This window comes from uncultured Faecalibaculum sp. (assembly GCF_910588395.1).
GTDB lineage: Bacteria > Bacillota_I > Bacilli_A > Erysipelotrichales > Erysipelotrichaceae > Faecalibaculum.
Genome location: NZ_CAJUPA010000007.1, coordinates 42,927 through 60,810, shown reverse-complemented (window position 1 = coordinate 60,810; position 17,884 = coordinate 42,927). Strand labels below are relative to the sequence as shown.

The 17,884-nt window shown below is 56.6% G+C and carries 15 protein-coding genes; 12 read left to right on the top strand and 3 right to left on the bottom strand.

The window, feature by feature from the left end; genetic code table 11:
* Positions 1–14 precede the first annotated feature (14 nt).
* The 12 genes from QZ305_RS03205 (at position 15) to QZ305_RS03150 (ending at position 14,774) form a co-directional block, all read left to right on the top strand.
* Positions 15–590 (top strand): hypothetical protein, encoded by a 576-nt coding sequence (locus QZ305_RS03205; protein ID WP_294730051.1) that lies wholly within the window; start codon positions 15–17, stop codon positions 588–590.
* An 89-nt stretch (positions 591–679) separates the two neighbouring features.
* Positions 680–2,830, top strand: coding sequence for an ATP-dependent helicase (locus tag QZ305_RS03200; protein WP_294730050.1), 2,151 nt, complete (start codon positions 680–682; stop codon positions 2,828–2,830).
* Positions 2,831–2,840: 10 nt separating this feature from the next.
* The gene (ligA, locus tag QZ305_RS03195) at positions 2,841–4,838 is read left to right on the top strand and encodes an NAD-dependent DNA ligase LigA (protein ID WP_294730049.1); all 1,998 of its coding nucleotides are present in this window, start codon (positions 2,841–2,843) and stop codon (positions 4,836–4,838) included.
* The gene (locus tag QZ305_RS03190) at positions 4,828–5,892 is read left to right on the top strand and encodes a CamS family sex pheromone protein (RefSeq protein WP_294730047.1); all 1,065 of its coding nucleotides are present in this window, start codon (positions 4,828–4,830) and stop codon (positions 5,890–5,892) included. The genes ligA and QZ305_RS03190 overlap by 11 nt, the downstream gene beginning before the upstream one ends.
* A gap of 18 nt (positions 5,893–5,910) precedes the next feature.
* Complete coding sequence (gene gatC, locus QZ305_RS03185; RefSeq protein WP_294730046.1) at positions 5,911–6,204, top strand: Asp-tRNA(Asn)/Glu-tRNA(Gln) amidotransferase subunit GatC; 294 nt, start codon at positions 5,911–5,913, stop codon at positions 6,202–6,204.
* Position 6,205: 1 nt separating this feature from the next.
* Positions 6,206–7,552, top strand: a complete 1,347-nt coding sequence (locus QZ305_RS03180) for an amidase family protein (protein ID WP_294730045.1) — start codon at positions 6,206–6,208, stop codon at positions 7,550–7,552.
* Positions 7,545–8,972, top strand: a complete 1,428-nt coding sequence (gene gatB / locus QZ305_RS03175; protein ID WP_294730044.1) for an Asp-tRNA(Asn)/Glu-tRNA(Gln) amidotransferase subunit GatB — start codon at positions 7,545–7,547, stop codon at positions 8,970–8,972. Before QZ305_RS03180 ends, gatB begins: the two co-directional genes overlap by 8 nt.
* Before the next feature lie 61 nt (positions 8,973–9,033).
* Entirely contained in the window at positions 9,034–9,639 is a 606-nt protein-coding gene (locus QZ305_RS03170; RefSeq protein ID WP_294730043.1) for a hypothetical protein, read from the top strand.
* Positions 9,640–9,752: 113 nt separating this feature from the next.
* A complete protein-coding gene (locus tag QZ305_RS03165; protein ID WP_294730042.1) occupies positions 9,753–10,247 on the top strand; it encodes a GNAT family N-acetyltransferase in 495 nt (164 codons plus the stop codon).
* Positions 10,244–10,912, top strand: coding sequence for a Type 1 glutamine amidotransferase-like domain-containing protein (locus QZ305_RS03160; RefSeq protein WP_294730041.1), 669 nt, complete (start codon positions 10,244–10,246; stop codon positions 10,910–10,912). Before QZ305_RS03165 ends, QZ305_RS03160 begins: the two co-directional genes overlap by 4 nt.
* Before the next feature lie 872 nt (positions 10,913–11,784).
* Positions 11,785–14,379, top strand: coding sequence for a cation-translocating P-type ATPase (locus QZ305_RS03155; protein ID WP_294730040.1), 2,595 nt, complete (start codon positions 11,785–11,787; stop codon positions 14,377–14,379).
* A 176-nt stretch (positions 14,380–14,555) separates the two neighbouring features.
* Entirely contained in the window at positions 14,556–14,774 is a 219-nt protein-coding gene (locus QZ305_RS03150) for a hypothetical protein (protein WP_294730038.1), read from the top strand.
* Between the two features lie 157 nt (positions 14,775–14,931).
* Here QZ305_RS03150 and QZ305_RS03145 read toward each other — a convergent pair whose 3' ends face one another.
* The 3 genes from QZ305_RS03145 to QZ305_RS03135 are packed head-to-tail and all read right to left on the bottom strand — an operon-like array spanning position 14,932 to position 17,856.
* Complete coding sequence (locus QZ305_RS03145; RefSeq protein ID WP_294730037.1) at positions 14,932–17,061, bottom strand: sensor histidine kinase KdpD; 2,130 nt, start codon at positions 17,059–17,061, stop codon at positions 14,932–14,934.
* Positions 17,058–17,759: a response regulator transcription factor gene (locus tag QZ305_RS03140; RefSeq protein ID WP_294730036.1), complete on the bottom strand. Its 702-nt coding sequence runs from the start codon at positions 17,757–17,759 to the stop codon at positions 17,058–17,060. The genes QZ305_RS03145 and QZ305_RS03140 overlap by 4 nt, the downstream gene beginning before the upstream one ends.
* Complete coding sequence (locus QZ305_RS03135) at positions 17,734–17,856, bottom strand: hypothetical protein (protein WP_294730035.1); 123 nt, start codon at positions 17,854–17,856, stop codon at positions 17,734–17,736. Before QZ305_RS03135 ends, QZ305_RS03140 begins: the two co-directional genes overlap by 26 nt.
* Positions 17,857–17,884: the final 28 nt, after the last annotated feature.

The following is a 17,884-nucleotide window of genomic DNA, read 5'->3' as shown; positions in this document are numbered from 1 at the left end:
AAAGGAGGAGTGACATGACGATGTACCGGTCCTGGATCCAGGCATTCTGCCTGCTGGCCCTTGCCGCCATGCTGCCCTTCCAGGAAGGCGTGGAGTTTCTGTTCTGTCTGATCATGGCCGGGCTGATCACCTGGAAAGTGTCGGCATTTGCGGGCACCCCTCCTGTCCGAATGCCCATGACATCAGCTCCCGCCAATGATACCTTCACCCGCCATTTTCCCCTGACCGTATCGGCAGCCTGTACCAGTCAGTATGCTGCCATTCTCAGTCCCGGGGATGACTATGAACAGCCTGTGCCGGACAGCCTGTCTCCCTGCTGGAAATACGAACCGGACACCCTGGCAGCCAGACTGGTCCCGGAACCCGGCGGCTGCGGAGTCTATGTGCAGGAATGCCGTATTGGCGATGTGCCTGCGGAACTGTTCTCTCTGGCCTGCAGCTGGCTGGAGGACAACCGGATCATTTCCTCCAGTGTTTCCTTTTATGGAGGACCTTACCGGAAATACCAGGGAGATGCGGTTGTGGACTGCCACAGTCCCTGGGATGTGCAGATGAACCTGACCATCCGGAAAAAGAATCATACCGTCTGAAAAAGCCGCCTGGACGGCTTTTTCCCTTTGTCCGCCGATTTGCCTGAGTTTGCGGGGCAATAGTATACTGACAGGAGGTGATATAGAAAATGAGTACTGTAATCGATTCCCTCAACACCCCTCAGAAAGAAGCGGCTCTGACCCTGGATCAGGATGTCCGCATCATAGCCGGCGCCGGTTCCGGAAAAACCCGGGTTCTCATGGCCCGGATCGCCAATCTGGTCCAGACAGGCGTGCGCCCCTGGCGGATTCTCGCCATTACCTTCACCAATAAAGCAGCCCGGGAAATGAAAGAACGCCTGGAGGGCATTCTGCAGGAAGATGCCCGGGATGTGCGCATATCCACCATTCATTCTCTCTGTGTCCGCATTCTCCGGGAAGATGCCCTGTCACTGGGCTATCCCAAAACCTTCACGATTCTGGATGCGGATGATCAGAAATCCATTCTGCGTCCCATTTACCGGGATCTGGACCTGGACCGGACGGAGTTTGCGCCTGCCCGGGTGCTGGGACGGATCTCCGGCTGGAAAACCGCCGGTTTCACCCCCCGGGAAGCCAGAAAGGACTGGGACGGACCGGAAGCCGAAATCTATGAACGGTACGAAAACCAGCTGGCTGAGATGAAAGCCCTGGATTTTGATGACCTGCTGCTGAAAGCCCGGGACCTGCTGAAAACAGATCCGGAAGTCCGGGAAAAATGGCAGAACCGGCTGGACTACATCCACGTGGATGAGTTCCAGGACGTGGATCCGGTGCAGTACGACATCATCCGGCTGCTCAAGGGCCCGGATGCCCATCTATGTGTGGTGGGAGATCCGGACCAGACCATTTATACATGGCGGGGCGCGGCAGTGGGCATCATCCTGAATTTTGCCCGGGATTTTCCGGATACCAGAACCGTGATCCTGGACCAGAACTACCGGTCGACACAGACCATTCTGGATGCAGCCAACGCTCTGATTGCCCACAACAGCGGGCGGATCGAAAAAAATCTGTTTTCACAGATTGCCTCTGACCGGAAAATCGAAACCTTCGAAGCCCGGGAAGATGCCCAGGAACCGCTGCAGATTGCCCGGGACATCACCCGTGCCCGGAAAGAGGGCCTGCAGTACAGCGACATCGCCGTGCTCTACCGGTCCAACTATCTTTCCCGGGGCATAGAACGGGTCCTGGGAAAACTGCGGATTCCCTACCGTATATATGGCGGCGTCCGGTTCTATGAACGGCAGGAGATCAAGGACATGCTGTCCTACCTGAAACTGATCACGGAACCCGATCCCCAGGATCCGCAGCAGCGGTCTCTGGATCTGGCAGTGATGCGGGTCATCAATGTGCCCCGGCGGGGTATCGGCGCCAAAACCGTGGAAAAGCTGCAGAATGAAGCCCATGAACGGGGCATCAACATGCTGGAAGTGCTGCGGGATCCCCAGTCCGTCTCCGGCTCCACAGCCCGGAAATTCGCTCCTTTTGTGGAACTGGTGGACGAAATGAAGTCGCTGCGGGGCACAGTCCCCCTGGACAGGCTCATGATGCGCATTGCGGATGAAGCCGGCTACATGGAAATGCTCAAGGAGACCAGGGAAGAAGACCGGCTGGAGAACATCGAGGAGCTGCGGAAGGATATTCAGCAGGCGCTGGAACGCAATCCGGAGCTGACTCTGGAGGATTACCTGCAGGATCTGTCCCTGTTCACGGACCGGGAAGAAGACAGCCAGAATGCCGTCTCCCTGATGACGGTGCACGCAGCCAAGGGGCTGGAATTCGAGCAGGTGCACATCATCGGCCTGAATGAAGGGGTGTTCCCTTCCAGCCGGGCCATGGAGGAATCCGGCAAGGAAGGCCTGGAAGAAGAGCGCCGGCTGATGTACGTGGCCATGACCCGGGCGAAACAGGCACTGTATCTGTCCTGGAACAACGGTTACAGCTTCCAGCTGGACCGGCACAAGACACCCAGCCGGTTCATTCAGGAAATACCTGAGGAGTATGTGAAGCAGGAGGCCACGCCGCTGGACAACTATCCGGTTCACAAAAGCCCGGCCGGTTCCGCCAGACGCTCCCGCAGTGCCCGGGCAAAACCCGCTGTCAGGCTGCGCAAGGGCGATCATGTGGAACATGCAGTGTATGGGCCGGGAATCGTCCGGGAGGTGAACAAGGACATTGTGTCCGTGGCGTTCGGTCATCCCAACGGTGTCCGGAAACTGAATATGAATCACCCTTCGCTTCAGAAGGTGAAAGGATAATGGTGGCTGAATGGATGAAGCCCTGAAAATACAAGCGCTGCGCAAGCAGCTGGAAACCTACGCCAGAGAATACTACATACAGGATGCGCCCACGGTGACCGATCAGGAGTATGACCGGCTCATGCATGAACTGCAGGCTCTGGAGGCAGCGCATCCGGAACTGGCGGATCCCAATTCTCCCACGCAGCGGGTCATCGGTGCCGTGCTGCCGGGATTTGAGAAATACAGTCACGGACAGCGGATGCTGTCCCTGGGAGATATCTTTTCCCGGCAGGAACTGGAGGAGTTTGTCGCCCGCATCCGGAAAGAATATCCGGATGCGCAGTTTGTTGCGGAGTGCAAATACGATGGTCTGGCCATGGCCCTGCACTACGAAAACGGCCGGTTCATCCGGGCAGTGACCCGGGGAGACGGCATGACCGGCGAAGTGGTCAGCGCCAATGTACGCACGATCCGGTCGATTCCCATGTATATTGACGAACCGGGATTTGTGGAAGTCCGCGGAGAAGTCTATATGCCGAAAAAAAGCTTTGAGACACTCAACGAACTGCAGACCACACTGCATTTTCCGCTCTTTGCCAACCCCCGCAATGCCGCAGCGGGATCCATCCGCAACCTGGATACCTCTGTGGCAGCGAGCCGGAATCTGGACATCTTCCTGTACTGGTACCAGAACGGACCGGAGCACGGGATCCGGACCCAGAGCCAGGCACTGCAGGCGATGCATGAGCTGGGCTTTCCGGTGAATATGGATTTCTCGGTGTGTGACACGGTGGATGAGATCTGGGCGTTCATTGAAAAGACCGGCGCACAGCGGGCCAGTCTGCCCTATGAAATCGACGGGGTGGTCATCAAGGTGAACAGTCTGGAACAGGAAGCGGCTCTGGGACTGAATGCCAAAACCCCCCGGTATGCCATTGCCTACAAGTTTCCGGCGCAGGAGGTGCAGACAACCCTGGATGATATCTTCCTGACCATCGGCCGCACCGGGGTGGCCACACCCAATGCGGTGCTCACACCTGTGCGGGTGGCCGGCACACTGGTGTCGGCTGCCAGTCTGCACAATGAAGACCTGATCCGGGACCGGGATCTGCGGATCGGGGATACGGTGATCGTGCGCAAGGCCGGGGACATCATTCCGGAGGTCATTGCCAGCGTGAAGGAGCGCCGCACCGGCAGTCAGATCCCGTATGTGTTCCCGAAAACCTGCCCGGTGTGTGGCAGCGAGCTGATCCGGCTGGAGGGGGAGGCAGATCATTTCTGCACCAATCCGGACTGTCCGGCCCAGGTGCTGGGCAGCCTGATTCATTTCGTGAGCCGGGAAGCCATGAACATTGACGGACTGGGTGAAAAGAAAATGGCGCAGCTTCATGAAGCCCATCTGCTGGATACCATTCCGGATATTTACCATCTGGCTGAAAAGCGGCAGGATGTTCTGGCTCTCCGGGGCTGGAGCGACAAGGGGTTTGACAAACTGCTGGCAAACATTGATGCCAGCCGGCAGCGGCCCCTGGCGGATCTGCTGTTCGGTCTGGGAATCCGGCTGGTGGGAAAAAAGGCAGCCAGTCTGCTGGCAGACTCCTTCGGTTCCATGGATGCCGTCATGGCAGCGGATCAGGAGACACTGGCTGCGGTGAAATTCATTGGCCGGACCACGGCGGAAAGTCTGACCACCTGGTTTGCCCAGCCTGCCAACCGGCAGCTGCTGGCGGCTTTGAAGGACGCCGGACTGAACATGACCCAGGAGAAGAAGGAAGCAGCGCCGGCGGATTCTTTCTTTGCCGGCAAGACTGTGGTGCTCACCGGTACGCTGACAGGCATGAGCCGCAGTGAGGCAAAGAAGCTGCTGGAATCCCTGGGGGCCACGGTAGCCGGATCGGTATCGAAAAAAACCAGCCTGGTGATATATGGTGAAAACGCCGGCAGCAAACTGGCCAAAGCACGTGATCTGGGTGTGGAAACCATGCCGGAAGAGACGTTTCTGGCGGAGGCCGGACATGCGGCGTAGCGCAGGTCTGCTGGCTCTGGCGGGTCTGCTGGCCCTGAGCGGCTGTCAGGCGGATTCTGCTGCATCCGTACAGGCGGATTACCGGGCCGCCCAGCCCTTTGCGAATTCCGACAGCACCGCCAAGCACATCGGTCTGCTGGGCAGCGAAGATGTGCGGTTCGAGGCGGAGCGGGGACTGATGGATCTGTCCAGGCAGTACTTTCCGCCTTCGGATGTGGCCTTCCGGACCCATACCTTCCTGGATTTCGATGAACTGGACGCCACCGATGGCTCCCGGGGTCTGCTGGGGACGCTGCGGGATGACAACCCCAATGGCCTGAACCCCAATAACAACGAGGCCTTCGATACGGGAAACGGCGTGGTGCAGGGCGCCATCATTCTGGTGGATATCTATGAAGTGGACTGGTACAAAGGCGATACGCTGGCGGGTATTTCTCTGGGTCTGGTGGTCAATGACACACTGTCTCAGAATGGGGAAGACCACAAAATCGGGGACGAACAGCTGCGCAGCTACATCGAAGTCACCTCCAGCAAGCTGGTGACCTACATGCGGGAGCGGTTCAATGAAGTCTCCAGCCGGGTCCCCATCCTGACAGCAGCCTACCGGCTGGATACCTCGGAAGCGGCATCCAATGGGGGATATGTGATGGAAGGCTGGTTTGCCCAGGGATCGGCTCAGGGAAAATTCACAGCCGTGAAGGAGACCAATGTGACGGTTCCTTCAGCGCAGTTCACGGCAGATGCCCCCGAACTGGCTCAGGAATTCACCACCTTCAAGGATGATGTGCGTTCCGTCCTCTCCAACAACACCTATGTCACCGGCACCTGCCGGCTGCTCAACAATGAGCCCAGCCGGCTGGATCTGACCATCACGACCCACGGGAAAATGCTCTCGGAGGTCATGGCAGCCGCCCAGGCTGTGGAGAACAGTTTCGGAACTTTCACCGATACGGATGTGGAGTATCATGTCACAATCATCAACAATGACGAGCCCTATGCCCTGGGGCACCGTCTGTCCCAGAGCAAAGAGCTGAAAATGGTGACGGCGGGATAACAACTGGAAAGGAATTGCATGGAAAAATTCAGTACGGAATATTTCCGGAAGCTGGCTTCAGATCTGAAGTTCGAGCTTTCGGATGAGGAAATAGAGGCGCTGAAAAAAGACTTCGAGGCGGTGGAAGCCCAGGTGGAGCTTTTCAGCCAGGTGGATACAGAGGGTGTGGAGCCGATGATCTGGCCCTTTGAAACGCCGACGGTCTTTCTGCGTGAGGATGTGGAGTGCGAAACGCTGAATCAGAAAGATGCTCTGGCAAATGCGGGAGACATCCGCATGGGACACGTGCATGTGCCCAAGGTGGTGAAATAAAATGGCGTTTGAACAGACAATCAGTGTACAGGAGAGTCTCCGGCGGATTCATGAACTGCAGCCGGAACTCAATGCCGCGGTGACCATCGTGGATGATGCCCCCGAAGCAGGCATTCCCGTGATCCTGAAGGACAACATCAGCACGAAGGGCATCCGGACCACGGCCAGCAGCCGGATCCTGGACAACTATGTCCCGGTCTATGACGCCACCATTGTGACAAAGCTGAAACATGCAGGTTTCACACCGGTGGTCAAAGCCAGCATGGATGAGCTGGGCATGGGGGGCACCAACCGCAACGCAGCCACAGGTCCGGTGCACAATGCCTGGGACCAGGACCGCATTGCCGGTGGTTCTTCCGGCGGCAGCGCTGTGCTGACAGCCAGAGCAGCCGCACCCCTGGCCATTGGCACGGACACGGGAGACTCTGTCCGCAAGCCCGCCAGCTACAACGGCGTGGTGGGAGTCAAGCCGACTTATGGCCGCATTTCCCGGTACGGGATCATTCCCTATGCCTCCAGTCTGGATCATGTGGGGTATTTCACCACCAGCGTGAAGGATGCCGCTGCTGCCCTGGAAATTCTGGCGGGCCGGGATGACCATGACATGACCAGCAGCCTGGAACCGGTGGGGGAATACGAAGCCTGCCTGAATCCGAATCTGGCCGGGAAGAAAATCGCAGTCTTTGATACGGTTGCCGATGCCCTCAGGGACGAGGCCATTGCCGCTGCCTTTCAGAAACTCGTCAGCGATCTGGAATCTGCAGGGGCAGACGTGACGCATGTGACCATGCCGGAGCAGCTGATGGATCTGATTGCCCCGGTATACAAGACCATTGCCAACAGTGAAGCTGCAGCCAACCACTCCAACCTGGATGGCATCCGGTTCGGTGTGCGCAAACCCGGTGAGAGTGTGGAAGATGTAATGACGGCTTCCCGGACCGCCGGCTTTTCCAGCTATGTCCGGGCCCGGTTTGTGATTGGTTCCTATTCTCTGTTCGAGGAAAACCAGGACCGGCTGTTCCGGAAAGCCCAGAAGATCCGCCGGCTGATCTGTGAGGCCTATGCTTCACTGTTCCGGAATGTGGATGCCGTGATCTGTCCGGCGGCTCCCACTGTGGCCCCGCTGCTGGCGGAAAGCAGCGATGTCCGCTTCGGACAGGATGAGTTTGTGGAAGAGCACATGCAGCTGGCAAACTTCTCCGGCTATCCCTCCATGGTCATTCCTCTGGGAAAGAAGGATGGCCTGCCCTTCGCGGTGGAAATCGCCGCGAAGCCCTTTGAAGAGCAGACAATGTTTGATGTGGCAGCGGGTATGGAAGCGCTGCTGAAGGAGGGCCGTCATGAGTAAGTACAGGACAACCATCGGCATTGAGATCCACTGCGAGCTCAAGACCGGGACGAAGATGTTTTCCGGGGCGCCGGTGAAATTCGGAGAAACCGCCAACACCTGCACCAGCGTGGTGGACCTGGCCATGCCCGGCACGCTGCCCTGCGTGAACCGGGAGGCGGTGAAGCTGGCCATCAAAGCCTGCACCGGTCTGCACTGCGAGATCGATCCTCTGGTGAAGTTTGACCGGAAAAACTATTACTATTCGGATCTGCCCAAGGGATTCCAGATCACCCAGCAGTTCCATCCCGTTGGCCGGGACGGCTATGTGGAAATCGAGACGGAAGACGGCGAACGGAAGAAGATCCGGATCGAGCGCATTCATATGGAGGAAGACACCGCCAAGCAGTTCCACCGGGATTCCGGCACCTACATTGACTTCAACCGGGCGGGTGTCCCCCTGGTGGAAATCGTGTCCCGTCCGGACATGCATTCCGCTCAGGAAGCGGCAGCGTATGTGGATACCCTGCGGCAGATCCTGCTGTATCTGAACGTATCCGATGTGAAGATGGAAGAAGGCTCCATGCGCTGCGATGTGAACATTTCCCTTTCGGCGGATGACACACTGGGCACCAAGACGGAGATCAAGAACCTGAACTCCATTGCCAATGTGCAGAAGGCGGTGGCTGCGGAAATCGAGCGGCAGAGCCGGATTCTGGATGAAGGCGGCCAGGTGGAGCAGGCGACCCGGCGGTATGATGAAAGTCAGAAGACCACGGTGCTGATGCGGAAAAAGGAAGGGACTGTGGATTACAAGTATTTCCCGGAACCCAACATTTTCCCGATCCAGCTGGATCCCGCCTGGATCCGGGACATTCAGGAGAACATGGAAGAACTCCCCGGTCAGCGCCGTGCCCGGTTCATGAAGGAGTATGGCCTGGGCGAATACGATGCGCAGGTGCTGGTGGCAGATCCGGCCATGGCGGATTACTACGAGGCGGCGGTCAAAGAGGCAAAGGATGCCAAGAAGACAGCCAACTGGGTCATGGGTGATCTGACTGCCTGGCTGAACAAGGAAAACCGGACCTTTGCCGATCCGGGTCTTAAACCGGCATATCTGGCACAGCTGGTGAACCTGGTCAGCGATGGATCGATTTCCGGCAAGCAGGCCAAGACGGTCTTCGAGGAAATGATGGCCTCCGGCAGGGAGCCTTCCGTGATCGTGGAAGAAAAGGGCATGAAGCAGGTCAGTGACGACGGTGCAATTCTGGCACTGGTCACCGAGGTGCTGGATGCCAACCCGAAGTCCATCGAGGATTACAAGGCAGGCAAGGACAGAGCCATCGGATTCCTGGTGGGCCAGGTGATGAAGAAGTCCCGTGGAACAGCCAACCCGAAACGGACCAACGAGCTGATCCGGGAAGAACTTGCAAAACGGTAAGAAACCGCGAAGGACGCAGGTGCAGTCGGTATGGTATACTGACCGTTGACAGGAGGAAGCGATGGCAGAACCAAACAAAACCTCAGGCAGCAGAAAGCGGAAGGTCAGAACACCCAGACAGCCGAAGCAGAAGCAGGGTCATCTGCTGGTGTGGATCACGCTGATCATCATAGCGATTCCCTGTGTGATCGTGGGATATGTACTGCTGACTTCCATGGAGGAACAGAATCAGCCGGTGGTGGGTGTCCGATTTGATTCCGGAGACCTGAATCCGAAAATAGAACAGTCTCAGCTGGATCAGATTCAGCAGGAGCTCTCCGGCATTGGCGGTGTGGAGGCTGTGACGGACAATCTGAAAAGCGCCACGCTCCGGATTCATCTGAACATGGCAGATGATGCCGGCAGAGATACGGTGGAAGCGGCGCTGCATCAGGCCCGGGATGTGGTCAACAGCATCCTGCCTTTCGATACGTATTTCACGAATACGGAAAACGGCAAGAACTACGATGTGGAGATTGACTGCTACAACTGGATCGTGGATGACAGCCATCCGGCAGACGGGCAGATTTATTTCAAACTGACGAAAACCGGTGCGGGCAGTGAAGTGGTGGATGTGATTACGGAAGCCAAGGATCCGGATCTGGTGAGCGAAATCGTCAGAGAGTAAGCGGCAAAATGTACAGAAGGAGCAGGAACAGTCTGCTCCTTTTGCCATATCCGGACCAGCAAAGACAAACCGGGCAGGACAGAAAACGGGAAGAACAGGAAAGGGAAGAAGATATGAAGGCAAGGATCCGTGAAGTGGAACAAAGAGACAATGCGGCAGTGGAAGCAATCATCCGGTACTGTCTGAAGGAATACAGCGGTGATCACGAGGGGACAGCCTGGTGTGATCCGGATCTGGGACGGTTTTCCGAGATCTACGGAACACCGCAGATGCGGTACTGGGTGGCGGAGGATGAAACGGGAACAATTGTGGGCGGTGCCGGATACGGTCCGCTTCCCGGGCGCCCGGGAGTCTGTGAGCTGCAGAAAATGTATACGCTGCCGGCAGCCCGGGGCACCGGCGTAGCCCATGCGCTGGTGGAGAAGGTGCTGGAAGAAGCAGGCCGTCACTATGATCTCTGCTACCTGGAGACCTTCGGGAACATGAAACGGGCGCAGCGGTTTTATGAAAAGCATGGATTTGTCCGCAGCGATGCACCCATGGGTAGCACTGGCCACATTGCCTGTGATGTGTTCTTTGCAAAACCGCTGAAGGAAGAAACGGCATGATCCGGATCCTGACAAACACCGGAGACATTGCCAGGCCCTGGGCGAAAAAGCACCTGCAGAAGGTGCTGAAGCCGGGAATGAAAGCCTGTGTGGTGGCCATGTCGGATTTTGCGGATGTCCATGATCAGAAAACCTGGGAGCGGGACTATGGCGCCGGAGGGATCTGGAAGCGGGCGTATGAAGAGCCGCTGCGGTCTTTCGGGATCCGGGACGTGACCTGGATTTCACCGTACCGGGAATCCAGGGACGAGATGGTGAAAGCCATCGATGAGGCAGATCTGCTGATTCTGCCTGGTGGCGCACCGGATCTGTTCATGAAGAAAATCCGGCGGTTCGGACTGAAAAACGTCATCCGGCAGAAGGATCGGATCTGGGGGATCTCCGCAGGCGCCATGGTGCAGCTTGGGGACTATCACATTACGCCGGATGACGACTATGACACCTTTTCTTGGCAGACCGGGCTGGGGATACTGGACTTTGATCTGGAATGCCACTTCACAGGCAGTCGCCATCAGCGGGAGAGCATGGCCCGGGCCATGGCGGAAAGAGGCCTGGAGACCTGGGCGCTCTATGAAGAGGGAGGTCTGCTGATCCGGGATGGGGAAATCACGGTGATGGGGCAGGTGGAGCATCATCGGGCTGCAGATGTGTGTGCAGGAGCATAGGAAAAGACCGGGGGAACAGGTCAGCTGATATCCTCCGGGTTTTTTATGTGTTTTCAGATCATTGCAGTTGCAGCAGGCTTTGATTTGCCGGCTCTGCGAAGCAGAAGCTGTTGAAAGAGTCCATCTGCAGGACTTCAAATCAGTTTTGCAGTTGCGAGGTTTCAGGATTGAACCGGCTCGTTTCTGCTGTCCAGCTGTCTCAGAGCAATTTCAATGAGGCGATCTGTCTGATCTGCCAGATAGAGCGGAATATTCAGAAGATTGTTGTTCAATGTCAGGTTTTCCCCACCTGCCTGACTCCCCGCAGGACAAGAGGCTTGCGGGATGCAGATTCCTTCCATTCCAGCAGTTTGTTCATAGCTGTCCGCTTCATGATTGTCCCCCTTTCTGCTCTGTTTACTCTGCTAACAGTATACCCGATTCCGGAGGGAAACGGGAATTACGTGATATAACTCACGTTATTCCATGGAATTCTGTGATAACACTCACGTTATTCCGCGGAATTCCGTGATAAAATTCACGTTATTCCGTGGAATTTCGTGATAAATCTCACACTATTCTCGGGAATTCCGTGATGAATCTCACACTTTTCCCGCTTTCCGGTCAATCCCGTCAGTTGAACAGAATATTGCAACCCGACATTTCCGGACTGGACAGAATCCGGCAGCTGTCACACTTTGCCGGGTCAGCAGAAGTGGCAATTTTCTCCGTTCACGTTACAATGGTTTCAAATGAGGGAGTAGTCACCTGCTGCCATGGGCATCAGGCAGTTCAGTCAACATCCCGTACCCTGGTACTGGCTGGACTCTCAGGACAAGACTCATGGGACATCACGGCCCATCGGGTCTTGTCCTTTTTTGAAGGGAGCGTATATGAAACCTTACTATCAGCAAAGCACACAGGATGTGTTCCAGGAACTGCACACCAGTCCCAAGGGACTGAGTCCGGCACAGGTGGTGCAGAATCAGGAAACCTACGGCATCAACGAACTTGTCCAGGAAAAACCGGCCAGTCCGCTGAAAATCTTCCTGGGACAGTTCAAGGACCTTCTCGTCATCGTCCTGATCATTGCCGCCATCATCTCCGCATTCTCCGGGGAGCTGATCTCCACACTGGTCATTCTGGTGGTCATCACCCTGAATGCCATCCTGGGGACCGCCCAGGAAGTGCAGGCACAGAAATCTCTGGAAAGCCTGAAAAGCCTGTCCAGTCCTCATGTGAAAGTGATCCGGGATGGCCGGCTCACTGAAATCGAATCCCGTGACCTGACCGTGGGAGACATCGTCTATGTGGAAGCGGGGGATGTGATTGAAGGAGACGGCCGGCTCTTTGAAGCCGCCGCCCTGCAGGTCAACGAATCCGCTCTCACCGGCGAACCGGTACCGGTGGAAAAAACCACAGCGCCCATTGACCGGGAAGTGCAGATCAACGACCAGACCGACATGGTCTTCTCCTCGGGACTGGTCACCAACGGAACCGGAAAGTACATCTGCACCGCCGTGGGCATGGACACGCAGATCGGCAAAATCGCGGGCATGATCAACGAAGCCAAAGAACGCAAGACCCCGTTGCAGAAGAGCCTGGAGGATTTCTCCAAAAAGCTCACCATTTACATCGGACTGCTCTGTGTGATCCTGCTGTTCCTTCACGTCTTCGTGAACCATGAACCCTTCCTGCAGGCGCTGATGGTGGCCGTGGCCCTGGCCGTGGCAGCCATTCCCGAAGCACTGAACTCCATCGTGACCATCGTTCTGTCCATTGCCACGCAGAAAATGGTGAAAAACCACGCCATCATGAAAAAGCTGGATGCAGTGGAAAGCCTGGGGTGCATTTCCGTCATCTGTTCGGACAAAACCGGAACCCTGACCCAGAACAAGATGACCGTCATGGAAGTCTTCACGGACATGACCCCCTATACCGTCGAGCTGATGGATGCCCGGGAGAATTATCCCCAGGAAATTCTGCTGAAAGCTGCCAGACTGAACGCAAATGCCGTGGTCAATCCGGATGGCACCTCCATCGGGGATCCCACGGAAATTGCCCTGATCGACATGTTCAATCAGTACCAGAAAGCGCATCCGGAGTTTGTGATCAAAGCCGAACGGGTGGAAGAGGTGCCCTTTGATTCCGAACGGAAACTGATGTCCGTCTCCAGCCGTCACCACATCTACACCAAAGGAGCTCCGGATGAACTGCTCAAGCGCTGCACCGCTGTGCTTATGGGAAAGGAAAAGCGCCCCATGACGCAGCAAGACCGGGATCTGATCCTCACACAGAACGACCAGTATGCCAGTCAGGGACTGCGGGTACTGGGATTTGCCTACAGAGATCTGCCGGAGGATGCAGAAAAAATCGGTCTGGCAGACGAACAGGATCTTTGTTTTGTGGGACTCGTGGCTGAGCAGGATCCCCCCCGGGTGGAATCTGCCGCAGCGGTTCATACCGCCCGCAAAGCCGGCATCAAGCCGGTGATGATCACCGGGGATCACGTGGTGACAGCCCGGGCCATTGCGGAAAAAATCGGCATCTATCAGCCGGGGGATCTGGCGGTGGAAGGCAATGAACTGGCCCACATGTCGGATGCGGAACTGGCTGACAAGCTCAGCAGCATTTCGGTGTATGCCCGTGTGGCACCGGAGCACAAGATCCGGATCGTCAAAGCCTGGCAGGAAAAGGGTGACATTGTGGCCATGACCGGTGACGGCGTCAACGATGCACCGGCGCTGAAAGCCGCGGATATCGGCATTGCCATGGGCATTACCGGCACGGAGGTCTCCAAGGATGCAGCGAAGATGATTCTGACGGATGACAACTTTGCAACGATCGTCAAAGCCATAGAATCCGGCCGGAATGTCTACAACAACATCAAAAACGCCATTATTTATCTGCTCTCCGGCAACCTGTCGGCAATCATCACGGTGGTGGTGACAAGTCTTGTCTTCCTGCCGGATCCCTTCACGGCGGTTCAGCTGCTGTTCATCAACCTGGTCACGGATTCTCTGCCGGCGATCGCCATTGGCATGGAACCGGATCACCCGGATGTGATCGACCAGAAACCCCGGCGGTCCGATGAATCCATCCTGAACCGGGATGCCATTGCCCAGATCGGCATTGAAGGCATCATCATTTTCCTGGCGGTCATGGCTTCGTATCTGATTGGTCTGAAGATCAGTGCCGGCATGGCCACCACCATGGCATTCTCCACACTGACTTTGTCCAGGCTTCTCCACGGGTTCTCCCAGCGGGGCAGCAAGCCGGTCTGGGAACTGCCGTTCAACAAGTTCAGTGTGTATGCCTTCCTGGCTGGAGGTCTGCTGCTGATGGCAATCCTGAACATCCCGGCTTTGCAGCCGATTTTCGATGTGACCCCGATGCCGCTGGTCAACGCGGCGCTGGTTGTCCTGTTTTCTCTGGCAAGTTTTGCCGGTGTCCAGCTGTACAAAATACTGAGCAGCCGCAGCCACTGAGAATGATGGCGGCTGCCATCATTCTCAGACGCTGCGTTGCGGGTTGTGGTGGAGTGTTGAGGATGATGCCTGAATTATTAGAGTGGGTGGAGTTACCTGTGGATGCACTGGAATGCTGATGTAAAGAGCCATTGATCCCGCAGTTTTGAAATGGAACACTCATGGAGGAAAGAATCATGACGAAGGAAGAACTGAGAGACATGAATGAGAAATACGGTGATTATTTCACAAAGACATTCATGGATACAGACAATGGGCAGCACATGGACTGGAAGGAACAGGTGCTGCTGGACCTGAAGGCGGGGAAGAAACCGCCGGAAATTCCGCATTACAACGATGTCTTTGACAAAGAGAATCCGATGCCGGAGAATCTGGCAGATCTCTTCGTAAAGTAAACCCCCGCATGACAAAGGACTCTGATGGATGCACCGGAGTCCTTTTCATTTGCAGGATTTCATCCGGTCGTCGCTTCGTGTTCCGGAATTCCACCGGTGAAGCCCTGTCCAGGCCTGCAGCGCAGGCCGCATCGGCAGACAAAAGAAAAGAACCGCATCACTGCGGTTCAGATATTACCGGCGTCTCATCCTGTTCACTCACGGGAACCTCCGGGAGTTTTTCCGGTTTGGGGAGGATCACGATGGCACGGAAGAGATCGCCGTCGATTTCAATGCGGAAGCGCCCGCGCTGTACCTCGGCGAAGGACTTCACAATGGCCAGCCCCAGCCCGGAGCCGACTTCATGCCGGGATTTGTCGCCCCGGACGAAGCGTTCCGTGATTTCTTCTGCGGTGAAGTTCAGGGGAGCGGCGGAGGTGTTTTTGACGCTGACCACGTAACTGGACGGCGTTTCCTTCAGGTCCACAAAGACCCGGGTGGAGGGAAGGGCGTACTTTGAGATGTTCGAGAAGAGATTTTCGAAGATCCGCATGGTCTTATCCGGATCCAGGTGCACCTGGGCGTCCTGGAGGGAGATGACCGCCTGCAGATCCTTTTTCTTCCAGTTCTCCTCGGCTTCTTCCAGCGCCTGAGAAATCAGCTGGTCCAGCGACAGGTGCACTGGTTCCAGGGGCAGGGAACCGGCGTTGGCTTTGGAGACGTCGAAGAGATCCGTCACCAGGGAATCCAGCCGGCTGGTATACTGGCTGATTTTCCCGGCGTATTTGCGCATCTGTTCCGGGTCGTCGGTGAGCTGCAGCAGCTCGGAGTAGGAGCGAAGTCCCGTCAGCGGGGTTTTCAGGTCGTGGGAGACGTTGGAAATCAGCTCGTTGCGCATGTTGGTGCTTTCAATGCCCTCCTGCAGCGCTTTCCGGAAACTGCGCCGGACGGCCAGCAGCCGGTCGTAGATGGGTTTGAAGAGCGTCGGATCGCCCTGGGGTTCGGATTTGAAGTCACCGTTGGCCAGCTGATCGGCTTCCCGGGAGACAGTGATCCAGCCTTTGTGGACAATGATTGCCAGGGAAATCAGAACTGCGGTGAGAATGAGTCCGTATACCACAGCGACACCCGGGCTGCCGGTGAGAATGATGACCAGCAGGAAGAACAGATTCAGCACCACCGGGAAGGTGAGACTCCGGTCAAGGGCGCTTTTTGCCAGACTCACGGAGTACCGCTGCAGGTCCACCAGAAAACGGGATCTTTCGCCGATGTAGGTCACAGGGCCCCGGGTGAAGATTTCCCGGATCCAGAACAGCGGAAGACTGCAGTAGTACATGATGAAGATATAGCTGACAAACAGGACGGTTCTGGCGAAAACGATGCCGGTTTTCCCGCCGCCGGCGACGCCCAGAGACATCAGGTCTCCGCCCTGGGCGAGATGGGCGAGCAGTGAGAAGGCTGTGCCGGCGACCAGGGAGAGCATAACCAGCAGGAAGGCGTTGGCTTCCAGGCTGTTGCGGGCAATGAGCGACCAGGGACTGGTGTGTTCTTCCACCTGCAGGGGGACCCGGATCAGCACGATGAGCTCCAGAAGCAGGCCCAGAAGGAAGATGGCGATGGCAGCGATGGTGGACATATTGTTGTCCACCAGAACGTTGTAGAGATAGCTGCTGCTTCTGGCGGAATACACCGGCTGCTGCGGGATGGAGTAGGTGAAGGTCAGATTTTCGGGAAAATGGAAGCGCAGGTCTTCGGGTATCTCATAGCTGCGCTCTGTGTATTTCCCGGTCTCTTCGTTGTAGAGCGCGGTTCCGCTTCCGGCTTCCAGGGAGTCCCGCAGTGACTGGGATGTTTCCGGCGCAAATCCGTATCCCAGCAGGGAACCGGAGCCTTTCAGCTTGCCGTCTTCGAACCGGAAGGTGACGGAGTAGCTGCTGTTGCTGTCGGTATCCGGTTTTTCCACAGACTGCAGGGCGACATCCTTGCCGGTGACGGAGTAATGGAAGTTGGGGTCCCGGGAAAGCAGGTCATAGCCCACGGCGGTGTTGTCCAGCATGGTGTTCTGGATCTGCTTGAGGTCGGTGTCCTTGAGATTGGTGCCGGATACATAGGAGAAATCCGGTTCCAGCCGGTAGGCTGCCTGAAGCGTGAAATCCTCCAGAGAATCCATGAGATGGCTGGCGGTTTCCACGCTGTCATACAGTGACTGATAGGTGCGAAGACTGGTGAGGGCCCAGGTAAGTCCCATGGCGCTGATCACTGATATCAGGGCGATGGCGATGACAAGAAATTTCCGGGTTTTCGTCATGTGTCTTTCCTGATTTTATAGCCCACGCCCCAGACCACCTGGATGTACTGCGGCCGCCGTGGCTCCGCTTCGATTTTCTCCCGCAGTTTCCGGATGTGCACGGTGATGGTTTCCGTGGTGATGGCTTCTTCTTTCCAGATGCGTTCATAGATCTGCTGGGCGGAGAACACCTGTCCCGGGTGGCGCATGAGCAGTTCCAGGATGGCGAATTCCTTGGGGGTCAAGTGCACGGGATCGCCGTTCACGAACACTTCCTTGGAGGCAGGATTCAGCTCCAGTCCGCCGTTGGTGAGCACCGCCGGGGCCTCTTCGCCATTTTTCAGCTCCAGGATCTGCTCGTAGCGGCGCATCCTGGCTTTGACTCTGGCCACGAGTTCCACGGAGGAAAAGGGCTTGGTGAGATAGTCGTCCGCGCCGATGGTGAACCCGTGGAGTTTGTCCACGTCTTCGCTTTTGGCGGAGAGAAACAGAACGGGGATGTCCGAGGTTTCCCGGATTCTGGAGACCATGGTAAAGCCGTCCATTTCCGGCATCATGATGTCCACGACAGCCATGGCCGGGTGGTGTTTGCGGAAGACTTCCAGGCCTTCCAGCCCGTTTTCAGCCTGCAGGACGTGAAAGCCTGCGTGCAAGAGGTATATGGCGATGGCTTCACGGATGCCTTCATCGTCTTCAACAACCAGAATCTCGTGATTCATAGATTTCTTCCTCCTTGATGTGGTGCAGAAGCAGCCCGGCGGCGGTCCAGAGGACACCGGCGGTAATCAGCGCTGCCTGTATATAAAACATCATCATGATACAATGCTCCTTTCCATGAATGCAT

Coding starts and splice junctions, on each gene's coding strand:
- QZ305_RS03160 (WP_294730041.1), top strand. CDS start 10,244: ATGATCCGGATCCTGACAAACACCGGAGACATTGCCAGGCCCTGGGCG.
- QZ305_RS03155 (WP_294730040.1), top strand. CDS start 11,785: ATGAAACCTTACTATCAGCAAAGCACACAGGATGTGTTCCAGGAACTG.
- QZ305_RS03165 (WP_294730042.1), top strand. CDS start 9,753: ATGAAGGCAAGGATCCGTGAAGTGGAACAAAGAGACAATGCGGCAGTG.
- QZ305_RS03205 (WP_294730051.1), top strand. CDS start 15: ATGACGATGTACCGGTCCTGGATCCAGGCATTCTGCCTGCTGGCCCTT.
- QZ305_RS03180 (WP_294730045.1), top strand. CDS start 6,206: ATGGCGTTTGAACAGACAATCAGTGTACAGGAGAGTCTCCGGCGGATT.
- QZ305_RS03150 (WP_294730038.1), top strand. CDS start 14,556: ATGACGAAGGAAGAACTGAGAGACATGAATGAGAAATACGGTGATTAT.
- gatB (WP_294730044.1), top strand. CDS start 7,545: ATGAGTAAGTACAGGACAACCATCGGCATTGAGATCCACTGCGAGCTC.
- QZ305_RS03135 (WP_294730035.1), bottom strand. CDS start 17,856: ATGATGATGTTTTATATACAGGCAGCGCTGATTACCGCCGGTGTCCTC.
- gatC (WP_294730046.1), top strand. CDS start 5,911: ATGGAAAAATTCAGTACGGAATATTTCCGGAAGCTGGCTTCAGATCTG.
- QZ305_RS03140 (WP_294730036.1), bottom strand. CDS start 17,759: ATGAATCACGAGATTCTGGTTGTTGAAGACGATGAAGGCATCCGTGAA.
- QZ305_RS03170 (WP_294730043.1), top strand. CDS start 9,034: ATGGCAGAACCAAACAAAACCTCAGGCAGCAGAAAGCGGAAGGTCAGA.
- ligA (WP_294730049.1), top strand. CDS start 2,841: ATGGATGAAGCCCTGAAAATACAAGCGCTGCGCAAGCAGCTGGAAACC.
- QZ305_RS03145 (WP_294730037.1), bottom strand. CDS start 17,061: ATGACGAAAACCCGGAAATTTCTTGTCATCGCCATCGCCCTGATATCA.
- QZ305_RS03190 (WP_294730047.1), top strand. CDS start 4,828: ATGCGGCGTAGCGCAGGTCTGCTGGCTCTGGCGGGTCTGCTGGCCCTG.
- QZ305_RS03200 (WP_294730050.1), top strand. CDS start 680: ATGAGTACTGTAATCGATTCCCTCAACACCCCTCAGAAAGAAGCGGCT.